Origin of the sequence: Rhodopseudomonas sp. (assembly GCF_048594845.1) — a bacterium.
GTDB lineage: Bacteria > Pseudomonadota > Alphaproteobacteria > Rhizobiales > Xanthobacteraceae > Rhodopseudomonas.
In genome coordinates this window covers 18,929-37,988 of record NZ_JBMDXE010000350.1, presented here as the reverse complement: position 1 = coordinate 37,988, position 19,060 = coordinate 18,929, and the positions used below count along the sequence as shown (strand labels likewise).

Annotated in this window: 19 protein-coding genes; 9 read left to right on the top strand and 10 right to left on the bottom strand. The window is 65.1% G+C overall.

Annotated elements, in window-relative coordinates; genetic code table 11:
* Positions 1–8: 8 nt before the first annotated feature.
* Complete coding sequence (locus ACOJTD_RS23970) at positions 9–521, bottom strand: hypothetical protein (RefSeq protein ID WP_420135351.1); 513 nt, start codon at positions 519–521, stop codon at positions 9–11.
* A gap of 172 nt (positions 522–693) precedes the next feature.
* Between ACOJTD_RS23970 and ACOJTD_RS23965 the strand changes: the two genes are divergently transcribed.
* From ACOJTD_RS23965 to ACOJTD_RS23955, 3 genes are all read left to right on the top strand, one after another.
* Positions 694–894 carry a hypothetical protein gene (locus tag ACOJTD_RS23965; RefSeq protein WP_420135350.1) on the top strand — a complete coding sequence of 67 codons (201 nt, stop codon included), beginning with the start codon at positions 694–696 and terminating at the stop codon, positions 892–894.
* 14 nt (positions 895–908) lie between these two features.
* Positions 909–1,685 carry a hypothetical protein gene (locus ACOJTD_RS23960; RefSeq protein ID WP_420135349.1) on the top strand — a complete coding sequence of 259 codons (777 nt, stop codon included), beginning with the start codon at positions 909–911 and terminating at the stop codon, positions 1,683–1,685.
* A 140-nt stretch (positions 1,686–1,825) separates the two neighbouring features.
* Positions 1,826–2,707, top strand: coding sequence for an oxygenase MpaB family protein (locus tag ACOJTD_RS23955; RefSeq protein ID WP_420135348.1), 882 nt, complete (start codon positions 1,826–1,828; stop codon positions 2,705–2,707).
* Positions 2,708–2,843: 136 nt separating this feature from the next.
* Here the strand turns inward: ACOJTD_RS23955 and ACOJTD_RS23950 are convergent, their stop codons facing one another.
* Genes ACOJTD_RS23950 through ACOJTD_RS23940 form a run of 3 tightly spaced genes read right to left on the bottom strand, consistent with a single transcriptional unit; the run spans position 2,844 to position 6,265 of the window.
* Positions 2,844–3,413 (bottom strand): DUF1254 domain-containing protein, encoded by a 570-nt coding sequence (locus tag ACOJTD_RS23950; RefSeq protein ID WP_420135347.1) that lies wholly within the window; start codon positions 3,411–3,413, stop codon positions 2,844–2,846.
* Positions 3,410–3,988, bottom strand: a complete 579-nt coding sequence (locus ACOJTD_RS23945) for a DUF1214 domain-containing protein (RefSeq protein WP_420135346.1) — start codon at positions 3,986–3,988, stop codon at positions 3,410–3,412. Before ACOJTD_RS23945 ends, ACOJTD_RS23950 begins: the two co-directional genes overlap by 4 nt.
* Positions 3,989–4,018: 30 nt before the next feature.
* Complete coding sequence (locus ACOJTD_RS23940; RefSeq protein WP_420135345.1) at positions 4,019–6,265, bottom strand: transglycosylase domain-containing protein; 2,247 nt, start codon at positions 6,263–6,265, stop codon at positions 4,019–4,021.
* A gap of 273 nt (positions 6,266–6,538) precedes the next feature.
* On the opposite strand from ACOJTD_RS23940, the gene ACOJTD_RS23935 reads away from it, so the two are divergent.
* Both ACOJTD_RS23935 and ACOJTD_RS23930 read left to right on the top strand, forming a co-directional pair.
* Complete coding sequence (locus tag ACOJTD_RS23935; RefSeq protein WP_420135344.1) at positions 6,539–7,051, top strand: YcgN family cysteine cluster protein; 513 nt, start codon at positions 6,539–6,541, stop codon at positions 7,049–7,051.
* Between the two features lie 48 nt (positions 7,052–7,099).
* On the top strand, positions 7,100–7,843 hold the full coding sequence (locus ACOJTD_RS23930; protein ID WP_420135343.1) for a sulfite exporter TauE/SafE family protein: 744 nt from the start codon (positions 7,100–7,102) through the stop codon (positions 7,841–7,843).
* Positions 7,844–8,192: 349 nt separating this feature from the next.
* Here the strand turns inward: ACOJTD_RS23930 and ACOJTD_RS23925 are convergent, their stop codons facing one another.
* Positions 8,193–8,699, bottom strand: coding sequence for a MarR family winged helix-turn-helix transcriptional regulator (locus ACOJTD_RS23925; protein WP_420135342.1), 507 nt, complete (start codon positions 8,697–8,699; stop codon positions 8,193–8,195).
* A gap of 97 nt (positions 8,700–8,796) precedes the next feature.
* Between ACOJTD_RS23925 and ACOJTD_RS23920 the strand changes: the two genes are divergently transcribed.
* The 3 genes from ACOJTD_RS23920 to ACOJTD_RS23910 all read left to right on the top strand — a co-directional run bounded on the left by ACOJTD_RS23920 (position 8,797) and on the right by ACOJTD_RS23910 (position 11,656).
* Positions 8,797–10,032, top strand: a complete 1,236-nt coding sequence (locus ACOJTD_RS23920) for a cytochrome P450 (protein WP_420135341.1) — start codon at positions 8,797–8,799, stop codon at positions 10,030–10,032.
* Positions 10,033–10,042: 10 nt separating this feature from the next.
* Positions 10,043–10,363: a 2Fe-2S iron-sulfur cluster-binding protein gene (locus tag ACOJTD_RS23915; protein ID WP_420135340.1), complete on the top strand. Its 321-nt coding sequence runs from the start codon at positions 10,043–10,045 to the stop codon at positions 10,361–10,363.
* A 78-nt stretch (positions 10,364–10,441) separates the two neighbouring features.
* Positions 10,442–11,656, top strand: coding sequence for an ABC transporter substrate-binding protein (locus ACOJTD_RS23910; RefSeq protein ID WP_420135339.1), 1,215 nt, complete (start codon positions 10,442–10,444; stop codon positions 11,654–11,656).
* A 291-nt stretch (positions 11,657–11,947) separates the two neighbouring features.
* On the opposite strand, the gene ACOJTD_RS23905 is transcribed toward ACOJTD_RS23910, so the two are convergent.
* Genes ACOJTD_RS23905 through ACOJTD_RS23895 form a run of 3 tightly spaced genes read right to left on the bottom strand, consistent with a single transcriptional unit; the run spans position 11,948 to position 15,335 of the window.
* Positions 11,948–12,154 carry a hypothetical protein gene (locus tag ACOJTD_RS23905; RefSeq protein ID WP_420135338.1) on the bottom strand — a complete coding sequence of 69 codons (207 nt, stop codon included), beginning with the start codon at positions 12,152–12,154 and terminating at the stop codon, positions 11,948–11,950.
* The gene (locus ACOJTD_RS23900; RefSeq protein WP_420135337.1) at positions 12,151–13,314 is read right to left on the bottom strand and encodes a PepSY-associated TM helix domain-containing protein; all 1,164 of its coding nucleotides are present in this window, start codon (positions 13,312–13,314) and stop codon (positions 12,151–12,153) included. The genes ACOJTD_RS23905 and ACOJTD_RS23900 overlap by 4 nt, the downstream gene beginning before the upstream one ends.
* Entirely contained in the window at positions 13,311–15,335 is a 2,025-nt protein-coding gene (locus tag ACOJTD_RS23895; RefSeq protein WP_420135336.1) for a TonB-dependent siderophore receptor, read from the bottom strand. The genes ACOJTD_RS23900 and ACOJTD_RS23895 overlap by 4 nt, the downstream gene beginning before the upstream one ends.
* Positions 15,336–15,489: 154 nt before the next feature.
* On the opposite strand from ACOJTD_RS23895, the gene ACOJTD_RS23890 reads away from it, so the two are divergent.
* Positions 15,490–15,936 carry a hypothetical protein gene (locus ACOJTD_RS23890; protein WP_420135335.1) on the top strand — a complete coding sequence of 149 codons (447 nt, stop codon included), beginning with the start codon at positions 15,490–15,492 and terminating at the stop codon, positions 15,934–15,936.
* 374 nt (positions 15,937–16,310) lie between these two features.
* Here the strand turns inward: ACOJTD_RS23890 and ACOJTD_RS23885 are convergent, their stop codons facing one another.
* Both ACOJTD_RS23885 and ACOJTD_RS23880 read right to left on the bottom strand, forming a co-directional pair.
* Positions 16,311–17,498 (bottom strand): serine hydrolase domain-containing protein, encoded by a 1,188-nt coding sequence (locus ACOJTD_RS23885; RefSeq protein WP_420135334.1) that lies wholly within the window; start codon positions 17,496–17,498, stop codon positions 16,311–16,313.
* A 284-nt stretch (positions 17,499–17,782) separates the two neighbouring features.
* Positions 17,783–18,853: a linear amide C-N hydrolase gene (locus tag ACOJTD_RS23880; protein ID WP_420135333.1), complete on the bottom strand. Its 1,071-nt coding sequence runs from the start codon at positions 18,851–18,853 to the stop codon at positions 17,783–17,785.
* Positions 18,854–19,060: the final 207 nt, after the last annotated feature.

Genomic DNA, 19,060 nt, shown 5'->3' with positions numbered 1-19,060 from the left:
AACACCGATCAGCGCCGCGCTTTCGTGCGTTTGCGCAGCGACTTGTGAGCCTTGCCCCTCGTCTGGCGGGCGACCGGCTTCTTGGCAGCGGGTCGTTCCGCGGTGTCGCCGGGCTGGGCGGCCGCATAAGACTGGCGCAAGCTGTCGAGACTGCTGCCGATTTCGCCGACCTGGTCGGACAGCTTCTTGGTCTCGGCGCGCTGCGCGGTGATCAGTTGCTGCAGCGTGTGGAGCTGATCCTGCACCGTCTGCAACTGATCGATCGACTCCTGCTGAGACATTTCGAGGCCCTTGGCCTTTTCCATGATCTGCTCGGAGGTCTGGGCGACGCGGACCTGCATCTGCCGGCCGCTGGCGGCGCGTTCGGCTTCCGGCGTCAGACCGGTCGCCATGCGCCACAGCAGGATCGCACCTATGCCGGAGACGATCAGCACGAGCGCGGCTGCGGAGATCGCGATCGGCTGGGCCCCGATCGTCGCCATGGCGCGCGACCGGAAGTCTGACGGTGGAATCTCGGTCATGGACGTCACAAGCCTCGCGTCCGTGTGAAGTTCCCGCCCCACCGCGATGAAATAGCATTTCGCTAGCGGGAGTTGCAACCGCCCGGAGGCTTGCCATTAACAGCGCATTAACCATAACGCGACTTAATGAACCGGCATCACACCAAATCAGGAAGGGCTGTGAGAGGTCGCAATGGGCACCATCCTTGAATTCCCGGCGGACGCGGGCATGCGGCGGTCGGGCTCAACCATGGTCCCGTCACCGGGGCACTGCGCGCAGGTCGTGATCCTGCCGGTGGTCCGGATCGAACGTCACGCCCAGACGCGGGACGATGGCGGCCCGGAGCAAGGGGATGCGCCGCGCCGCCGCCGTCGCCGCCGCGTCCGGTCCTGACTCCGATCATTGCGATGGGCGCGATCCGTCATCCGGCCCCGGTCAGGGGTGATCGCGTCCGTTCCGCAGCGATCTTGTTTGCTTTGCTCGGCGTCATGCTGGGCGGCTGCGCGGGCGGCGATTTCGGCCGGACCCGCGGCGACTTCGTCAACGACGACATGCATCGTTGGATGGGGATCGAAGCCACCGGCAGCGTTGGCGCGCGCGCGTCCGACTTCCAGCTCACCGACGACGAGCGCACGCTCCGCGACATGGCCTATCCGCTGGTCGAGCCCCCGCGCTCGCGGCAGGCCTGGAAGACCGTATTCGGAGACTATCAGCCGATCGCCGCGCCGTGGCGGCAATCGCCGCCATTCGATCGTACCGCTTACGGCAAAATGCTGGTCGACGAGCCGCATCGTTCGCATGCCTCGCGCTACGCGGCGCTCAACGAAGACATCCGCAACGATCTGACCCGGTTCGAGCCGTTCAAGTTCACCGCCATGCGGGTGATCGAGATGGACCGCAAGCGCGCGGCCGCGCTCAAATACGTCTCCGACTTGTCGCCGCGCGAGCGGGCCGACGCGATCGGCCGGATGGAGGAGAATGCGCTGATCATCCAGTGGGTGCAGCAGTGCCTCAACCGGCGCGCCTCGTCATATCGCTGGGCACTGGAACGGCTGGTGATCATGGCGCCCGACACGGTGGCGGCAGATGCCGACCGGCTGATCGCAGAGCTGGAAGTGCAGGCGGCCAATCTCGCCGTTCCGGCGGGCCCGGCGAAGGGCCACGTGCTGGTGTCGAAGGGCTGAGCCAGACGTAGCTCTCATCGATCGGCCAATGTTGCGCTGCATCATGTGGCCACGTCTGTGCACGCTTCCGCCAGCAGCTTTACGCAAGACCGGCCTCGCCCCTGCGATCGACTCTGTGCGCCGCTTTGGAGGAGGCGCTTATGGTCGATTCTCTTGTGACCCAAGTCACGACGCCGGACGAGTTGGCTCCGCCGGAAGGTTCTGCTGAACTCGCGGAAGCCCAGCGCACGGCTTGGCGCCTGGCGCATATCGACTTTCCCTGGGACATCAACAAGGCGCTCGAGTTCGCGCTGCTCCGGACCTACGCAGTGCCATCGATTTCGGGCCTTCTCGCGCGCACCGGTGAATTCTCAGCGCGCGTCTCAAAGCGTTACGACGACACCGCGCTACTGATCCGCGAAGTGCTGCGCAACGGTCTCGACAGCGAGCGTGCGCGTCGGGCGTTCGGTCGTATCAATGCGATGCACGGCCGCTACCGCATTGCTAATGATGATTATCTGTACGTGCTGTCGACCTTCGTGTTCTCGCCGATCGACTGGGTTGGCCGTTTCGGTCATCGACCGATGACCCAGGCCGAGCAGCATCTGTGGTTCGTTTACTGGAACGAATTCGGACGGCGGATGGGCATCGAAGGCCTGTATCCGGACATTGCCCAGTTTCGCGCTTTCGCCGACGAGTTCGAGCGCCGGCGCTTTGTCTATGCGCCGTCCAACCGGCTGATCTCTGAACGGACAATCGACCTCGTTCTGTCCGACTACTTCGTGCCGCGCTTCCTGCATCCCGGCGGCCGGCAGGCGGCACTGGCCATCGTCGACCGACCGCTGGTCGAGGCGCTGGGATTCAAATACCCGTCCGCTGCGCTACGCGGGATCGCCAACGGCGCGCTTGGTCTGCGTCGCGCGATCCTGAAACTGCTGCCCAAGCGGCGTGCGCCGAAGTGGCAGGAGATCGGCGGCCGGACCTATCCCGAAGGCTACAACATCGAAGAGCTGGGCACATTTCCCCGCACCAAGGGCGCGTGACGACCAATTGAGGCAGGGCGGGTAAAATAGATTTGCGTAGGTGGGCAAAGGCGCGAAGCGCGTGCCCACATAGCGCCCAGAGACAGAGTCGATGAGGGGGATCGTGGGCACGCTGCGCTTTGCCCACCATAGAAGATTAGGAGGAGGACTTCGCCTGCGGTTCCGGTTGCACCTTGCAGCTGGCGGCCGTGAGTGCCGCGCGGGCCTGCGTCATCATACCGGGTTCGGAGGCGAGGGCCTTCATCACGATCAGGCCGGTCGTCGTCGGCGAGTCGATGATTAAACGGTCCGCCGCAGTGACGTCCTCGTCTTCCGGCAGATTGCCGTGCTGCTCGCTGGTCATCAGGTCGAGTTCGATCACCTTGCGGCCGGCCGAGCGATCATTGATCGCGTAGTAGGCGATCTCGCTGCGAGTATAGAACGACACCGCGGTGTAGGCTTGGCTGACAGGTACGGTGAGCTTCAGAGGTCCGTTAGACAGATCATATCGACAGACTGCGACCGCAAAGGCCGGATCAAGAAATGGCAGCGGTGCATTATCGGGCGCCGCCTGCGGCAACTGGGACACTTCGTTGACCTTGGTCAGTGGCGTCAGACGCGCATAGGCATCCTGGCTGGCGATGCGCGGCAATGCCAACACACTGACCAAGTGCACGATGCCGCCGAGCACGAGGCCGGCGATGATGGTGGCGATGAAGCGGATCATGGGCAGCCGACCGTGGTGATTGACGGCATCGGCGCGTCGCGCTGGGTGCGGGTGGCGACGCCCACTGGCGTATCGTACAGCCGCAGCATCAGCAGATAGCGATCGACACCGCCGGTGGGCAACCAGTTGCCCGAGCGCGAACGCGCTGCGATCCGGATCTTGAACTCGCCGTCGGCGGAACGGATGATCTCCTGGCTGGTGAAGCCGTAGCGCTCGAGACTGTTCGCGATCAAATAGCCGCGCGGATCGTAAAGCGTCAGAGTCCAGAACCGCGCCGGAGGAGTGACTCCGCTCACCTCGACGTCGCAGCGGCCGTCGAGCGGGCGCTTGTTGTCATCGGCGGTGGCCGTGAAGGCGATGCCATCGCCGGCGCCGACCGGTAGTTCACCGCTACGCGCGATCGCGGCGCGGGCGTAGGGATCCACCTCGACGGTGCCGGCGCGCGGCCGCGCGGTCCACGAGCCGATCGTCAGGGTGCCGAGTTCGGTGCCGCGCGTCGCCGTCATCCAGGTCGCGCCGACGCCGACGCCCGCGGCGATGATCAACGCCAGCAAAGTGAAGAAGATCAGGCGCACGTTGCAACCGTCCTTGGATGTCCTGCAGCGTCAGTTCTTGCGCAGCGGCGAGGGGGCCGATGTCGGCGACGCCGAGGCCAGGCTCTCGGTCGCGCTGGTGCCGATCGACGACACCGGTTTGCCCGGCTCGGCGTCCATCGCTTTCGCGGCGTCGTCGAGCATCTTCTCGACCCGCACCAGAATGTCGGCGCCGCGCCGCGTCAGCACCGGCGGCGGCGCGGGCTTGGCGTCGTCGTCGGTGGCGCGCGCGTTGGCCTGCGCCGGGGAGACCGGCAGCTTGGTGCCCATGCCGACGCCGGCGAGTTCCTTGACCTCGACGCCCTGATGCGCTGCCACCATGATGTCGTGCCAGGTCTGCGCCGGCAGCGAGCCGCCGGTCATGCGGTTGGTCGGCGAGTAGTCGTCGTTGCCGTACCACACCGCGCAGGAAAAATTGCCGGTGTAGCCGACGAACCAGGCGTCGCGATAATTGTTGGTGGTGCCGGTCTTGCCTGCCGTCGGAATGCCGTCGAGCGCGGCGCGGCGTGCCGTACCCTCGCTGACCACGTGGCTCATCATGCCGGCCATGTCGGCGGCCACCGAGGCGGGGATAGCCTGCCGCGGCTTCGGCCCGTCGCGGTCGTAACGCCACACCAGATCGCCGGCACCGGTGCGGATCTCCAGCACGGCGTGCGGCTTCACCGCCTTGCCCTTGTTGGGGAAGGTCACATAGGCGACCGCGTGTTCCAGCACGGTGACTTCGTCGGCGCCGATCGGCAGCGACGGCGTGTCGGGAAGCGGTGCGGTGAGGCCGAAGCGGCGCGCGACTTCGACGATCTTGGCGCGACCGGCCTTCGGGCCGCCCTTGCCGCCGAGCGTGATCGACAGCTTGACCGGCACGACGTTGATCGAGCGGGTGATCGCCTGGGTCAGCGTCACTGAACCGGAATAAGAGTGACCATAGTTCTGCGGGCACCAGTTGCCGATACACACCGGACCGTCGACCACGATCGAGGTCGGCTTGAAGCCGTTGAGCAACGCCGTTGTGTAGACATATGGCTTGAAAGACGAGCCGGGCTGGCGATAGGCGTCGACCGCGCGATTGAACTGGCTGGAGCCGTAGTCGCGGCCGCCGACCATGGCGCGCACGCCGCCGTCGAGATCCGATACCACCGTCGCCGCCTGCGTCGCGTGATAATCGCGACCGAACTGACGGAGCTGGTTCTCGATCGCGCCTTCGGCGGCGCGCTGCACGTTCATGTCGATCGCGGTGCGCACCACGAACACGCGTTCGGTGTACGATTTCGGGAAAGTGTCGACGACCTTGCGGACTTCATCGAACGCCCAGTCGAGATAATAGTTCGGCGAGTTCTCGTCGCGGCGATCGACCACCGAGGCGGGGTTGCGCCGCGCGCCGAACACCTGGCCCTCCGTCATGAATCCGGCATCGACGAGGTTGTCGAGCACGACGTTGGCGCGGGCACGCGCCGCCGGCAGGTTGATGTGCGGGGCGAATTTGGTCGGCGCCTTGAACAGGCCGGCCAGCATCGCGGCCTCGGCGTGGTTCACGTCACGCACCGACTTGTTGAAGTAGAAATGCGCCGCGCCGTCGGCGCCGAAGGTGCCGCCGCCCATATAGGCGCGATCGAGATACAGTTTGAGGATCTCGTTCTTGGTCAGCCGCGTCTCGAGCCAGATCGCCAGGAACGCCTCGTTGACCTTGCGCTCGAGCGTACGCTCGTTCGACAGGAACAGGTTCTTGGCGAGCTGCTGGGTGATCGACGAACCGCCCTGGCGCACGCCGCCGGCCTGGGCATTGGTGACCAGCGCGCGCGCGGTGCCGGCGACGTCGATGCCGAAGTGATCGTAGAAGCGACGGTCCTCGGTCGCGAGCGTCGCCTTGATCAGGTTGTCGGGGAAGTCCTCGAGCGGGATCGAGTCGTTGTGCTTGATGCCGCGGCTGCCGATCGGATTGCCGTAGCGGTCGAGGAAAGTGACAGCGAGGTCGGATTTCTTCAGCCAGTCCTCATCTGTGGTCTCACGGAACGCCGGCTGCGCCAGCGCCAGCAGCACCAACAGGCCGCCGGCGCCGATGGTGGCGGCTTCTGACAGCGGCTCGATGAACACCCAGCGCTTCCAGTGACCGACATAGAAGCGGTCCATGAAGGTGGCGAAGCGTTCCCATAGCTCGCGGATGCCGGCGGCGGAGGAAAACAGCGTCGAGTCGAGCCGGGCGTCGAGGTCCAGAAACCAGTTCCGGATCCGCTGCATGAAGTTGTCTGGCAGAATCTTCGGCACCGGGTTTCGACCAATCGCGTGTGACGCCGGGCGGGCGCCTCAATCTGTCTTGCGGCAGGGTTGCGGCAAACCGAAGGCGCTTGAAGCCATTCTGGAGAATCCTCCTTCTTGTAGCCGAGCGTCGGCCATAAACCAATGGCCGCGCAGGGATTTTTCGCGGAAGCGGCGCCCGGGCCACAGCTCCGCAGGGAGCGACCGCAGCTAACCGCTTGCGCCGTCGGCGTAACTCCCCCTAGAACCACGCTTGGACAGCACGGAAGCACCCCTCTCGGCATGACCGCAGCCCGCAAAAAGATCTCCGACCAGGATGGTTTTTTCTGGAAAACCAAAACCTTGGAAGAGATGTCGGACGCCGAATGGGAGAGCCTGTGCGACGGCTGCGCGCGCTGCTGCCTGGAGAAGCTCGAGGATGAGGATTCCGGGCGGATCTACTTCACCCATGTCGGCTGCCGGCTGCTCGACGGGCAGGCGTGTGCGTGTCACGACTACGCGAACAGATCAGACCGGGTGCCGGACTGCGTGCGGCTGACGCCGCAGAACGTCCGCGAGCTGACGTGGCTGCCGCCGAGCTGCGGCTACAAGCTGGTGGCCGAGGGGCGTGATCTGTACTGGTGGCATCCGCTGATCTCCGGCGATCCGAACAGCGTGCACGACGCCGGCGTCTCGGTGCGCGGCCGGGTTGAGGCGATGGAAACCGAAGTCTCGGTCGAGGAACTCGAAGACCACATCGTGTCCTGGCCGGCCTTGCTGCCGAAGCGGGCGAAGCTGAAGAAGCGGCCGACGTGAGCGCGGCCGTCGCGGCAGCGTCCTGCCGCCGCGCCTGGAAGGACCGTGATGACTGCCTTGATCATTCTCGCTGTCGCCGGGCTTTGGGCCGGGATGCAGAATACGCTCGCCGGTGGCGGCTCGTTCGTGACGCTGCCGGCATTGCTGCTCGCCGGGCTGTCGCCATTGTCGGCCAATATCACCTCGACGGTCGCGCTGTTTCCGGGCCAACTCGCCTCCGGCTTTGCCGGGCGCTCGATGGTGCTCGGGGTGGGGCGGCTGTCGTTCTGGTGGCTGATCGGCATCAGCCTGGTCGGCGGCATCGTCGGCGCGGTGCTGCTGCTGATCACGCCGCCCACGATCTTCGCCCGGATGATGCCGTGGCTGGTGCTGTTCGCCACTGCGGTGTTCGCTTGGGGCAGTTTCGTCCGCACCGCGCGGGCGGAGCCGGCCAAGATCAATGTCGGCGTGCTCGGCGTCATTCAGTTCGTCATCGCAATCTATGGCGGTTACTTCGGCGGCGGCATCGGATTTCTGATGATGGCGGCACTGTCGGTCGCCGGCATGCACGCCCGCAACGCCGGCGCGACCAAGAACGCACTCGCTGCCGCGATGAACGCCTCGGCGGTGGCGATGTTCGCGCTGTCGCCGGAAGTGAAGTGGATCGAGGCCGGCGTGCTCGCCGCGTCGTCGACGGTCGGCTATCTCGCCGGCGTCTGGGTGCTGCGCCGCGTCAATGAAAAGTGGCTGCGTGTCGGCGTCGTCGTGCTCGGCATCGCGCTGACCATCGGGCTGTTCTGGCGGCAGTTCTAACAACTGCTCGACGCGCGCGTTTACTCACATCCGTCATCGCCCGCGCATGCGGGCGATCCAGTATTGCAGAGCGCTCGTTGTTGCGCGCGATGCTCGCCGCTTATGCCCTGGTGTACTGGATCCTCTGCATTCGCGGAGGATGACGACCGAACGTAAGACGGGCCCCAACATATTTGTTGCCAAGGCAACTGATCTATGAGAATTGTTCCGAACAAGAGCGATCCAGTCGCCGGGTTCGGGAGGAATCATGTTCGGCAGTCCAGCCGGCACATGCCGCGTCGTGCCCAGTGCGCGCGACGAGGCGAGGGAGCAACTACGCGCGGCGCCGGGTGATGCGCAGCCGCGCGCGTCAGGGCTCGCCGGTGACCGCGCCGAGATTGTTGTGCAGGCGGCGCAGCAGATCGATCAGCATTTCCTGTTCGTCGGCATCGAGGCACGACATCAGCCGCCGCTCGCGCTCGAGCGCGGCGACGATCACCTTGTCATGCGTGGCGCGGCCCTTCGCGCTCAGCGAGATCGAATGGCTGCGGCCGTCGTTCGGGTCGGTGCGGATCGCGATCAGTCCGCGCTGCTGCATGTCGGCCAGCGTGCGACTCACCGGGCCCTTGTTGAATCCGATCACCTGGCAGATCCGCGATGCTGCGATGCCCGGCTCGATCGCCAGCAGCGACATGATCCGCCACTCGGTGACGTTGACGCCGAATTCGCGCTGATAGAACGCCGTCGCGCTGTTCGACAGCTTGTTGGCAATGAAGGTGATGAAGGCCGGAACGTAGCGTTCGAGGTCGAGCGTCTGCGCGCCATGAGGCTGCGCCGCTGCGGCACGTCGTGAGGGCTTGGGAGGCGAACCGGTCATGGCGCTTTCGAAGGCTGGCGGCGGTGAGCAGACATAAAGATACGCGGGCACGGTTCACAAGTGCCGAATGCAAGGTTCGAACGAAAGGGAGGACGAGATGACTGCGACTCAAGCTGCCTCGCAGAGCGCCGGCACGGCGCCGAGCGCGCCGATTCCGCATCTGGCGATCGATCCGTTCTCGATGGAGTTCTTCGCCGATCCCTTTCCGGATCAGCAGGCGCTGCGCGATGCCGGCCCGGTGGTCTATCTCGACAAATGGAACGTTTATGGCGTGGCCCGCTACGCCGAAGTGTATGCGGTGCTCAACGATCCAGCGACATTCTGTTCGAGCCGCGGCGTCGGCCTCAGCGACTTCAAGAAGGAGACGCCGTGGCGGCCGCCGAGTCTGATCCTCGAAGCCGATCCGCCGGCGCATACGCGCACGCGCGCGGTGCTCAGCAAGGTGCTGTCGCCGGCAACGATGAAGCGGTTGCGCGACAGTTTTGCCGCGGCCGCCGATGCGAAGATCGACGAACTGCTGGCGCGCGGCGGTACGGTCGATGCGATTGCCGATCTTGCCGAGTCCTATCCGCTGTCGGTGTTTCCCGACGCGATGGGGCTGCAGCAGGAAGGCCGCGAGAATCTGCTGCCCTATGCCGGGCTGGTGTTCAACGCATTCGGTCCGCCGAACGAGCTACGCCAGTCGGCCATCGAACGCTCGGCGCCGCATCAGGCCTATGTCAACGCGCAATGCCAGCGACCGAACCTCGCCCCCGGCGGCTTCGGCGCCTGCATTCATGCCTTCACCGACTCCGGCGAGATCACGCCGGACGAAGCGCCGTTGCTGGTCCGCTCGCTGCTGTCGGCCGGGCTCGACACCACGGTGAACGGCATCGGCGCCGCGATGTATTGCCTGGCGCGGTTTCCGGAAGAACTGGCGCGGCTGCGCGCCGATCCGGCGCTGGCGCGCAACGCCTTCGAGGAGGCGGTGCGGTTCGAAAGCCCGGTGCAGACTTTCTTCCGCACCACGACGCGCGACGTCGAACTCGGCGGCGCAGTGATCGGCGAGGGTGAGAAGGTGCTGATGTTTCTCGGCTCCGCCAATCGCGACCCGCGGCGCTGGGCCGAGCCGGATCGCTACGACATCACCCGCAAGACTTCCGGTCACGTCGGCTTCGGCTCCGGCATTCACATGTGCGTCGGCCAGCTCGTCGCGCGGCTGGAAGGCGAGGTCGTGCTCGCCGCGCTGGCCCGCAAGGTCAAGGCGATCGAGATCGCCGGGCCGGTCAAACGTCGCTTCAACAACACGCTGCGCGGGCTCGAGAGCCTGCCGCTGCAATTGACGCCTGCGTAAAGGACTGCCCATGCCGAAGATCACCTTCATTCTGCCCGATGGCCGCCGCGAAATCGCCGACGCTGGCGTCGGCGACACCGTCATGTACGCGGCGCTGAGCCAGGGGCTCGATGGCATCGTCGCCGAATGCGGCGGCAACGCCGTCTGCGCCACCTGCCACGTCTATGTCGAAGAGGGCTTCAGCAAACTGCCGCCCGTCGACGGCAACGAGGACGATCTGCTCGATGGCGCCGCCGCCGAGCGGCTGCCGTCGAGCCGGCTGTCCTGCCAGATCAAGCTGACCGACGACCTCGACGGGCTGGTGGTGCGGATTCCGGACCGGCAGTTCTAGACATCAAGTTCTGCACCACCGTCGCCGGCAACGACCGGCGGCGTCACCAACCAACAAGATCACCTCAGGGAGAAAACCATGACCATCACCAAGGGCCTGTTGGGCCTCGCAACCGCATGTCTGCTGACGACTACGGCAAGCGCCGAGATCTCCGGCAACGTCGTGCGCGTCGGCGTGCTCAACGATATCTCGGGCATCTTCCAGGACACCAACGGCATGGGGTCGGTCGAGGCCGCGCGGATGGCGGCCGAGGACTTTGCCGGCGGCGGCAAGGATATCAAGGTCGAGATCGTCTATGCCGACCACCAGAACAAGGCCGACGTCGGCAACGCCATCGCGCGCCGCTGGCTCGATAACGAGGGCGTCGACGCCATCGTCGACGTGCCGAATTCGTCGGTCGGCCTGTCGATTAACACGCTGCTGCGCGGCACCAAGATGACGTTCCTGGCGTCGTCGACCGCGAGTTCCGATCTCACCGGCAAGGCCTGCTCGCCCAACACCATCCAGTGGGTCAACGACACCTGGGCCACGGGCAACACCACCGCCGCGGCCATGATGGAGCGCGGCGGCAAGGATTGGTACTTCATCACGGTGGACTACGCGCTTGGCAAGGGCATCGAGGCCGAGGCCAGCAAATACATCGAGGCGCATGGCGGCAAGGTGATCGGCTCGAGCAAGCATCCTCTCGGCACCTCGGACTTCGCCTCGTTCCTGCTGCAGGCGCAGACCTCGAAGGCCGGCGTGATCGGACTCGCCAATGCCGGCGGCGACACCATCAACACCGTCAAGCAGGCCGCCGAATTCGGCATCCAGCAAGGCGGCCAAAAGCTGGTCGCGTTCCTGCTGTTCATCAACGACATCCACGGTATGGGCCTGAAGGTCGCGCAGGGCCTGCAGCTGATGGAAGCGTTCTACTGGGACGCGAATGACGACACCCGCGCCTTCGCCAAGCGCTTCGCGCAGCGTCCCGGCATGAACGGCAAGATGCCGAGCGGCAATCAGGCGGGCGTCTACGCCTCGACCCTGGCTTATCTGAACGCAGTCGCCGCCACCGGCAGCGACGACGCCAAGCAGGTGGTGCCGCAGATGAAGACCTTCAGCGGCAAGGACAAGCTGTTCGGTGACGTCACCATCCGTCAGGATGGCCGCGTCGTGCATCCGATGTATCTGTTCGAGGTCAAGAAGCCGGAGGAGGCAAAGTATCCCTACGACTACTATCGCCTGGTCTCGACCATCCCGGCCGACAAGGCCTTCCGGCCGCTGGCCGAGGGCGGGTGCGAGCTGGTGAAGTAGTTAGGGGCCGTTGTCTCTCAACAGCGTCATGGCCGGGCTCGTCCCGGCCATCCACGTTTTGCCATGCGAAAGTCCTTCATGACCGGCAAAAGGCCGGCAGGACGCGGGGGATGGACTCGACCCTAACCCCATCTTCAACCGTCATCGCCCGCGCAGGCGGGCGACCCAGTATTGCAGAGCGGTCGTGTTCGGCACTGAGCGAACTCCGCCGCGATAGAGCGGCGCTCTGGGATACTGGGTCGCCCGGTCGAGCCGGGCGATGACTGCTATTTGTTGGGATATGCCGCGGCTCTATCGCGACTCAGCCCGCCTGCTACCCAAGTGCCAATAGACCATGGCGACGGCCACCGGCAGGCTCAGCGCGATCCAGGACATCCAGTCCCAGAGGCCATCGCCGAGTAGCGCCGTTGTCAGGCCGAGGGCGGTGATGATGCCGATGGCGAGCGGGGCGGCGAAGATCTGGGCGGTGGTGTGGGAGGCTCTGCGGGGCTTTGTCATGCTGGCCTCGCATCGGCGGATTGGACCTCGGTCTGCGGCGCGGCGGTGCGGCTGCGGGCGCTGCCGCCGAAGCGCTGTTTCGCGATCCAGAGATAAAGGCCGGTGATCAGCACGACGATGCAGACGAGGTCGAGCAGGCCCCAGATGATCTTGAGCGGCAGGCCGCCATAGTCGCCGAAATGCAGCGGCCGGGACATCTGCAGGGCCGTCAGGTACCAGGGCATCTGCGGCACCAGCACCGGCACGCTCTGGTCGACGTCGACCAGCGTCGGCGTGGCGAGCAGTGCGGTCAGGGCAGAGTTGCCTTTCATCCAGACCACGAGATGCCGCGGACTGCCGAAATTCTCCGCGGTCGGCATGGTGATCGAGGAGAGGCGGCCCTCCGGCACGGCGGCGCGGACTCGCGCGATCGCTTGATCGAGCGACGACGGCTGCGCCACCGGCGCGCCCTTGTAGGGCGCCAGCAGCGGCGGCAGCACCTGTCCGCGCCAGTAGTCGTACATCGGCATCGCCAGCGTGTTGATGACGCCGGTGCCGCCGACGACGATCAGCCAGACCGTGGTGACGATGCCGAACAGATTGTGCAGGTCGAGCCATTTCAGCCGCCGTGAGCGCGGGCGCACGGTACCGAAGTCGAGCCGCCGCATGAATGGCGCGTAGACCACGACGCCGGAGACGATCGATACCACCAGCAGCAGGCCCATTGCGCCGAGGAACAGTTCGCCCGGCAGCTCGAGCAGCATGTTCTTGTGCAGCACCAGGATGATGTCCATCACGCCCTGCTGCGGCCGCTCTTCGCCGAGCACGGCCTTGGTGCGGCCGTCCATCACCAGCCGATAGAACTGGCCGCGCATCGGCTTCGGCGTCGGCGACATCGAGACCACGACGACCGACGGCTGCTCGTCGCGCCAGGTCACGAACAGCACGTGATCGCCGGGGCGTGCCTGCTGCGCGGCGCGGACCACGTCGTCGACCGGCGCGGCCGGCGTGCCGCTCGGGAGGTGCGGCGCGGCGAATTGCTGCTGCGTCAGATCCTCGATCTCCTCGTGGAAGATCAAGGGCAGCCCGGTGAGGCACAGCATCAGCAGGAACAGCATGCAGATCAGCGAGGTCCAGGTGTGGACCTTGCTCCAGATCTTCAAGGCGCGTGTCCCGGTCACCAGCGGTAGCTCGCGGTCGCGGTGATGACCCGCGGCGTGATGTACTGGCAGCCGCCGGTGACGGTGCAGAGCAGGTTGTCCTTGTTGGCGATGTTCTTGACGTTGAGCGCGAAGTTCATGCCCTTGGGCTGGCGATAATGCAGCCCTGCGTCGAACACCGTATAGGCGTCGTTGGTCAGGGTGTTGGCCGCGTCCATGTAGGATTCGCCGACATAGCGAACGCCGGCGCCGAGGCCCCAGCCGGCCAGCGGGCCGCTCTGCAGCGTGTAGTCGGCGAAGGCCGAGGCCATGTTGCGCGGCTGCTGCAACGGCACCTTGCCGACATCGCCGTTGTTGCTCTCGGTGATCTTCATGTCGAGCACCGTGTAGCTGGCGACGACGTTGAGTCCCGCGACCGGCTTGGCCAGCACCTCGAATTCGAAGCCGCGCGAATTCACCTGGCCGGTCTGGATGCTGTAGTTCAGGTTGTTGGGATCGGCGGTCAGGACGTTGTTCTGGGTGAGGTCGAACGCCGCGGCGGTGAACAACAGGTCACGGTTCGGCTGGAATTTCACACCGCCTTCGTATTGCTTGCCGGTCGTCGGCCTGAATGCCTGGCCGCTGAACTGCGTGCCCGCGGTCGGCATGAACGATTCGGAGTAGCTGACATAGGGCGCGACGCCGTTGTCGAACAGATAGGTCAGGCCGGCGCGTTTGGTGAACGAGGTGTCGTTGCTGATCTGCGGCTGTCCAGTGATGCGATTGAGCGTATCCTGCTGAGCGGAGTCGAAGCGGCCGCCGAGCGTCAGCAGCCAGTTCTGCCACTTGATTTGGTCCTGCAGATAGAGCCCGGCCTGATTCAGGGTCTGGTTGAAGCTTTGCGCCAGCGCGGTCGGCATCGCCACCGCCTGACCATAAACCGGATTGATCCGGCTCAGCGACGGCGCCGTGCCGTTGTATTGCTTGTTGGAGAGCTCGAACGCCTGATAGTCCATGCCGGCCAGCATGGTGTGCTGCAAATCGCCGGTCCAGGCCTTGGCGATGAGGTGGTTGTCGGTGTTGAAGCTGTCGCTGGTCTCGAACACGCGCCGGGAGACACGTGGGTACACAGTCTGGGTGTCGAGCGGCGTGCCGGCGAAGGTGAGATAGCGATACTCCAGGTCGACATGGCCGTAGCGCGCCCGCGAGCGCACGATCAGATCGTCGCTGAAGCGGTGCTCGAACTGATAGCCGACACGATATTGCGTCTGGTCGAAGGTGTTGTACGACGGGTCGCCGAGAAACAGCGGCAGCGCGCTCATCTTCACGACCTTGCCGCCGCGCACGGTGGCGACCGACAGCGGAAAGGCGTTGCCGGTGACGTCGTGCTGATAGTCGCTGAGGATCGTCAGCGTGGTGTCGTTGGTCGGCCGCCAGGTGATCGCCGGCGCGATATAGGCGCGGTCATCTTTCACCTTGTCGGAGAATTTGGCGATCTGCGCGTCGGAGTCGCGCAGGACGCCGGTAAGCCGATAGAACAGCGTTTTGTCGTTGTCGACCGGGCCACCGACATCGAACGCGCCCTGCAGCCGATCGGCGGTGCCGACGAGCCCGACCACTTCGCCGAACGCCTGCTCGGTCGGCCGCTTGCTGATCAGGTCGATCAGGCCGCCCGGCGGGCTCTGGCCGTACATCACCGAGCTCGGCCCCTTGACGACGTCGACCCGCTGCACGCCGTAGGGCTCGTTGCGGAACACCGAGAAATACGCCGAGCCGTTGCCAATGTCGCGCAGGCCGTCGCGATAGTTGGAAAAGCCGTTGGTCTCGAAGCCGCGGATGCGGGCCTGATCGTAGCGCGGATCGGCGCCGCCGGTCTGCACCGCGACGCCGGCGCTGTATTGCAGCGCCTGCGCGATGGTGTCGACGCCGCGGGCATCGAGATTGTCGCGGCTGATCACCGAAATCGATTGCGGCGTCTCGATCAGCTTGGTGTCGGTCTTGGTGCCGCTGGCACTGACGCTCGGCACGAATCCCGGCACCGGATCGGTGCCGCGTTCGAACACGGCGCGCTGCGACGGCTGCGCCGGCTGTGGCGCCCGCGCGGTGCGTTGGGCGGAACGACGGGACGGGCCAGTGGCCGCACGATTTGAGGCGCGTGGAGCTTGAGCCTGCCGCCGGCTCGCCTGCGGCGCGGTGATTTCGACGGCAGGCAGTTCGGTGGCCGAGGGCTTTGCGCTCTGCGCAGACGCCGACGAAGAAAGCCAGGAGCTCGGCGCGATCAACGCTGTGGTCAGCAACAATGCATTGAGAACAGACCTGCGGCCGGCATTCGCGCCGGCATCGATTGAATTCATCACGCGCCCCCAGTTGTTGAGGCGTACTAATCGAATGTATCCGCGTGCATCAACGTGGTTGCAAAGCTTTTGCGTGAACCAAATTTGGAATTGGTCCAACAAGAAGGCGGTGCGTCGCCGCCGCGATGCGCGCGACGGAATTTATCGTCTTGATTCACTTGGGCCGCGCACGATTGCCGCAGCACGCTACGCAAAACGCGCGGCTGTTTTGAATCGTTCAAAGCTCAACGTGTCCTGCGTACGCAACGTCGTCGATCTTACGTCGCGGCTCGTCGTGTCGCGCATCGCAACTGTGTCGTTGTGTTTCTAAGGAAGAAGCATGGCGCAATGCGAGCGATCCTGTTTGTCGAGGCAGGGACGGGCGGCGTGCCTTCGTGTTCGTTCAAGCCTTGCCGAGCGCCAAAGGGAGAGGCTGGCTCGGCCAGCCGCCTCGGCTCAACCGCGTGCTCGCCGCTGACGGCGCTGCGTCGGCGATCAACAGAGCGGACTGGGTTCGCTGGCCCAGCAACCTCCGTAAAACTACGGCTGGGGACTGTCCCAAATAGTACGCACGCGTCGATTGTGAGACAAGAGAGACAGCCGCGGCGCGGTCCGTCGCGGTCCCCTTCCTTGGGGCGTTTCCTCCCTTGACTTGGCCCGGGCGCCGATCGGCGACCGGGCCTTTTTATGTCGTGGATCAGCCCATCAGCCGGCGAAGCCGCGGCGTAGTTCCGGCAGGGCGCGATGCGTCACCGCCCATGCGGCGTTGTCGACCGGCGTCCCTTGCGACGACAACTTCGCGATCACCAGACGATTCGTCGGATCGACGAACAGGTTCTGGCCGTGGATCCCCATCGCGAACATCATCCGCGGCTCGTCGTCGACCACGTACCAGCCGCCGCGATAGCTCATGCTCCGATAGGAAAACAGCTTCGGCCATTCGCCGGACTTCCAGGCGGCGCGATCGCCATTGGTCCACAGATCGTCGATCCATGCGGACGGCACGATCGCGCGGCCGTCGCGCGCGCCGCCATCCAGCATCATCTGGCCGAGACGGGCGAAGTCCCGCGCCGTCATGCTGAAGCCGCCGGTGGCGCGGGCGAGGCCGCCGCGGTCCAGCGTGATGGACGCCGGCTGTTCGGCCCCGAGCGGCTGCCAGATCAGTTCGGAGACGAGTTGTGCAAAGCGGCGACCGCTGGCGCGTTCGATCGCCCAGCCGAGCAGGTCGATGTTGGCGGAGGTGTAGCGGAAAGAGCCGCCATGCGGCTGCGGCTTGATCGACAGGCTCTGATAGAAGCGCTTGAGATCCGACGGCGGTTGTTCTGGCGCGAGCGCGTCCCAGCCGGCAGCTGCCGCGTAGTCGCGGGTCGCGTCGAGATCCAGGACGATGCCGGTGCGCATGTCGAGCATCTGCCGCAGCGTCGCGCCGCGATAAGCCGTGGCCGCGATCTCAGGCAGCAAGGCGGTTACGTCGGCGTCGAGATCGAGCGTGCCGCGGCCGGCCAGAATGCCGGCGAGCAGTCCGGTGATCGATTTGGACGCCGACATGATGATGTGCGGCGTCTGTGCGGTCATGCCGTGCGCGTAATATTCGCAGGCGACTACACCGTCGCGAAGGATGACCAGCGCGTCCGTTGCGGTGGCCTCGAGAAAGCTCGTGAAGTCGAGCATCTCGCCGCCCTGCGCGCGAACCCTGAAATCATCGAAGCTATGCGCTGCGTTGTGTAGCTTCCACACGTCGTCCGCCGCATTGGCGATCCGTTCTGTGGTGATCAGTTCGCCCACATGCTGGAATGCCCAGCGGTTGAACGGCAGCGTGCGCCAGTTGGCGAGCGTCGCAGCGGGCTTTTCGCCCGACGCGGCGTCCGGTGAAGGCGAAGTTTCTGCAGGCATGGACGTCTCCGGAAGGATGCCGGGGACATGTAGGCGGTCGGAAGCGCTTGGTCCATGCTGAGGCGCGATTGCCCGTCGCTTGATGCTCCGTGCTGCGACGGCCAGCGGATTGTCGCGCGAAGGGCTGCACAAGACCTTTAAACATGACCTTCAAGGAGATCTCGAAACCGGAGTCCGAAACCGTGAGCCAGGTGATGCGATGGCTCGGCGTGCCGTTGCTCGCCGAGCCATCCGAGAAAAGCTAAACCTGACGCCGCGCGGCGGCGCGGGCGTGGCCTGCTGTTTCACTTTGGCCCAAGACCCTGGAACTTGAACGGTGCGCTCGGCTTGAACTGATTGTGGACCTCGCCGGCGAAGATGTTGCTCTGGCCGGGCCCGAGATCGAGCTTCTTCACCGCGCCTTCGGCAGCAAAGTCGATCTTGGTGACATCGACCCAGAACACATTCGGCGTCAGAGCAGATTCGAAGAAGTACAGCTTGCGCTTGTGATCGACCACGCTGCGCCAGCGCGTCGAGGAGATGTTCGGCTGGTCCGGCGTGGTGATGCCGTAAGGAACCGAGGCGTTGCGGATGACGCCGAACACGCTGGCGAGGGCTTCGGTCGGCTTCTCGGACTTCGGAATGGCATCGACGTAGAACGATGCGCGGGCGAAGCGGTCGGCGGCGCGGTTGGTGCCGGGCAACATCACGGTGCCGCCGATCTGCTGCCAATAAGCGTTGAGCGCGAGCTGCTGGTCGAACACCGGCGAGTTGGTCATCACCTGATAGCTGCGGCTGTGATGGATCACCTGCTTGCCGTCGATATATTCGATGATGGCGCTGTCGCCGCTCGGGTCCGACAGCGACAGGTGTACGGTGGCGGGACGCTCCTCGTCCGGCATATTTGCCGTCACCACGACGAACGGCTCCTTGGCCAAGGCATCGACCGCTTCCTTCACGGTGGCATAGCTGTCGAGCACATATTGCGCCCATAGCGACAGCGCCAATCCGGGTTTGCTGCCGTCGAATTTCGGATAGCTGGATTCCGCGAGCCAGAGCACGTTGGCGACCAGCCCGGTTTCGTTGACGCCGTCGGATGTGGCGAGATCGTAGGCCGACGCGATGAGACTGCCGTAGCGCGCGGTCCACTGCAGCGAATCCGGGCCGACTTCGCCGTTGCGCTTCATGCCGCGCGGGAAGATCCACAGATTGGTGCCGATGTCCCGCGCCCAATCCATCGAGCGGGCGGTGATCACCTGATTGTCGGCGCCGAGATAGACGAGGCGCGTGCAGGCCTGGGCTGGTGAAAGCACGGCGCTGCCGATCAGCAGTGCGGCAATCGAGGCAGAGGTGAAACGGCGTTCGAATGACATCATGGCCTTGGCTCCAGAAGCGGTCGCGTGCGTCAGTCAATGGCGTTGCGATGAGGAGGGATGTCTGCTGCGACGATCGAGCCGCCGCAGGCCGGGAGCGTCGCACGGCGGAATGACAAATCAATCCTGCAACTCGCGCTTAGCAAATAATTCGTCAATGACTGGCTGATCGGCTGCATCGTAGTGTGCCGAGCGGTGCGCTGCTGCTGC

Coding starts and splice junctions, on each gene's coding strand:
- ACOJTD_RS23970 (WP_420135351.1), bottom strand. CDS start 521: ATGACCGAGATTCCACCGTCAGACTTCCGGTCGCGCGCCATGGCGACG.
- ACOJTD_RS23965 (WP_420135350.1), top strand. CDS start 694: ATGGGCACCATCCTTGAATTCCCGGCGGACGCGGGCATGCGGCGGTCG.
- ACOJTD_RS23960 (WP_420135349.1), top strand. CDS start 909: ATGGGCGCGATCCGTCATCCGGCCCCGGTCAGGGGTGATCGCGTCCGT.
- ACOJTD_RS23955 (WP_420135348.1), top strand. CDS start 1,826: ATGGTCGATTCTCTTGTGACCCAAGTCACGACGCCGGACGAGTTGGCT.
- ACOJTD_RS23950 (WP_420135347.1), bottom strand. CDS start 3,413: ATGATCCGCTTCATCGCCACCATCATCGCCGGCCTCGTGCTCGGCGGC.
- ACOJTD_RS23935 (WP_420135344.1), top strand. CDS start 6,539: ATGACCGCAGCCCGCAAAAAGATCTCCGACCAGGATGGTTTTTTCTGG.
- ACOJTD_RS23930 (WP_420135343.1), top strand. CDS start 7,100: ATGACTGCCTTGATCATTCTCGCTGTCGCCGGGCTTTGGGCCGGGATG.
- ACOJTD_RS23925 (WP_420135342.1), bottom strand. CDS start 8,699: ATGACCGGTTCGCCTCCCAAGCCCTCACGACGTGCCGCAGCGGCGCAG.
- ACOJTD_RS23920 (WP_420135341.1), top strand. CDS start 8,797: ATGACTGCGACTCAAGCTGCCTCGCAGAGCGCCGGCACGGCGCCGAGC.
- ACOJTD_RS23915 (WP_420135340.1), top strand. CDS start 10,043: ATGCCGAAGATCACCTTCATTCTGCCCGATGGCCGCCGCGAAATCGCC.
- ACOJTD_RS23910 (WP_420135339.1), top strand. CDS start 10,442: ATGACCATCACCAAGGGCCTGTTGGGCCTCGCAACCGCATGTCTGCTG.
- ACOJTD_RS23905 (WP_420135338.1), bottom strand. CDS start 12,154: ATGACAAAGCCCCGCAGAGCCTCCCACACCACCGCCCAGATCTTCGCC.
- ACOJTD_RS23885 (WP_420135334.1), bottom strand. CDS start 17,498: ATGCCTGCAGAAACTTCGCCTTCACCGGACGCCGCGTCGGGCGAAAAG.
- ACOJTD_RS23880 (WP_420135333.1), bottom strand. CDS start 18,853: ATGATGTCATTCGAACGCCGTTTCACCTCTGCCTCGATTGCCGCACTG.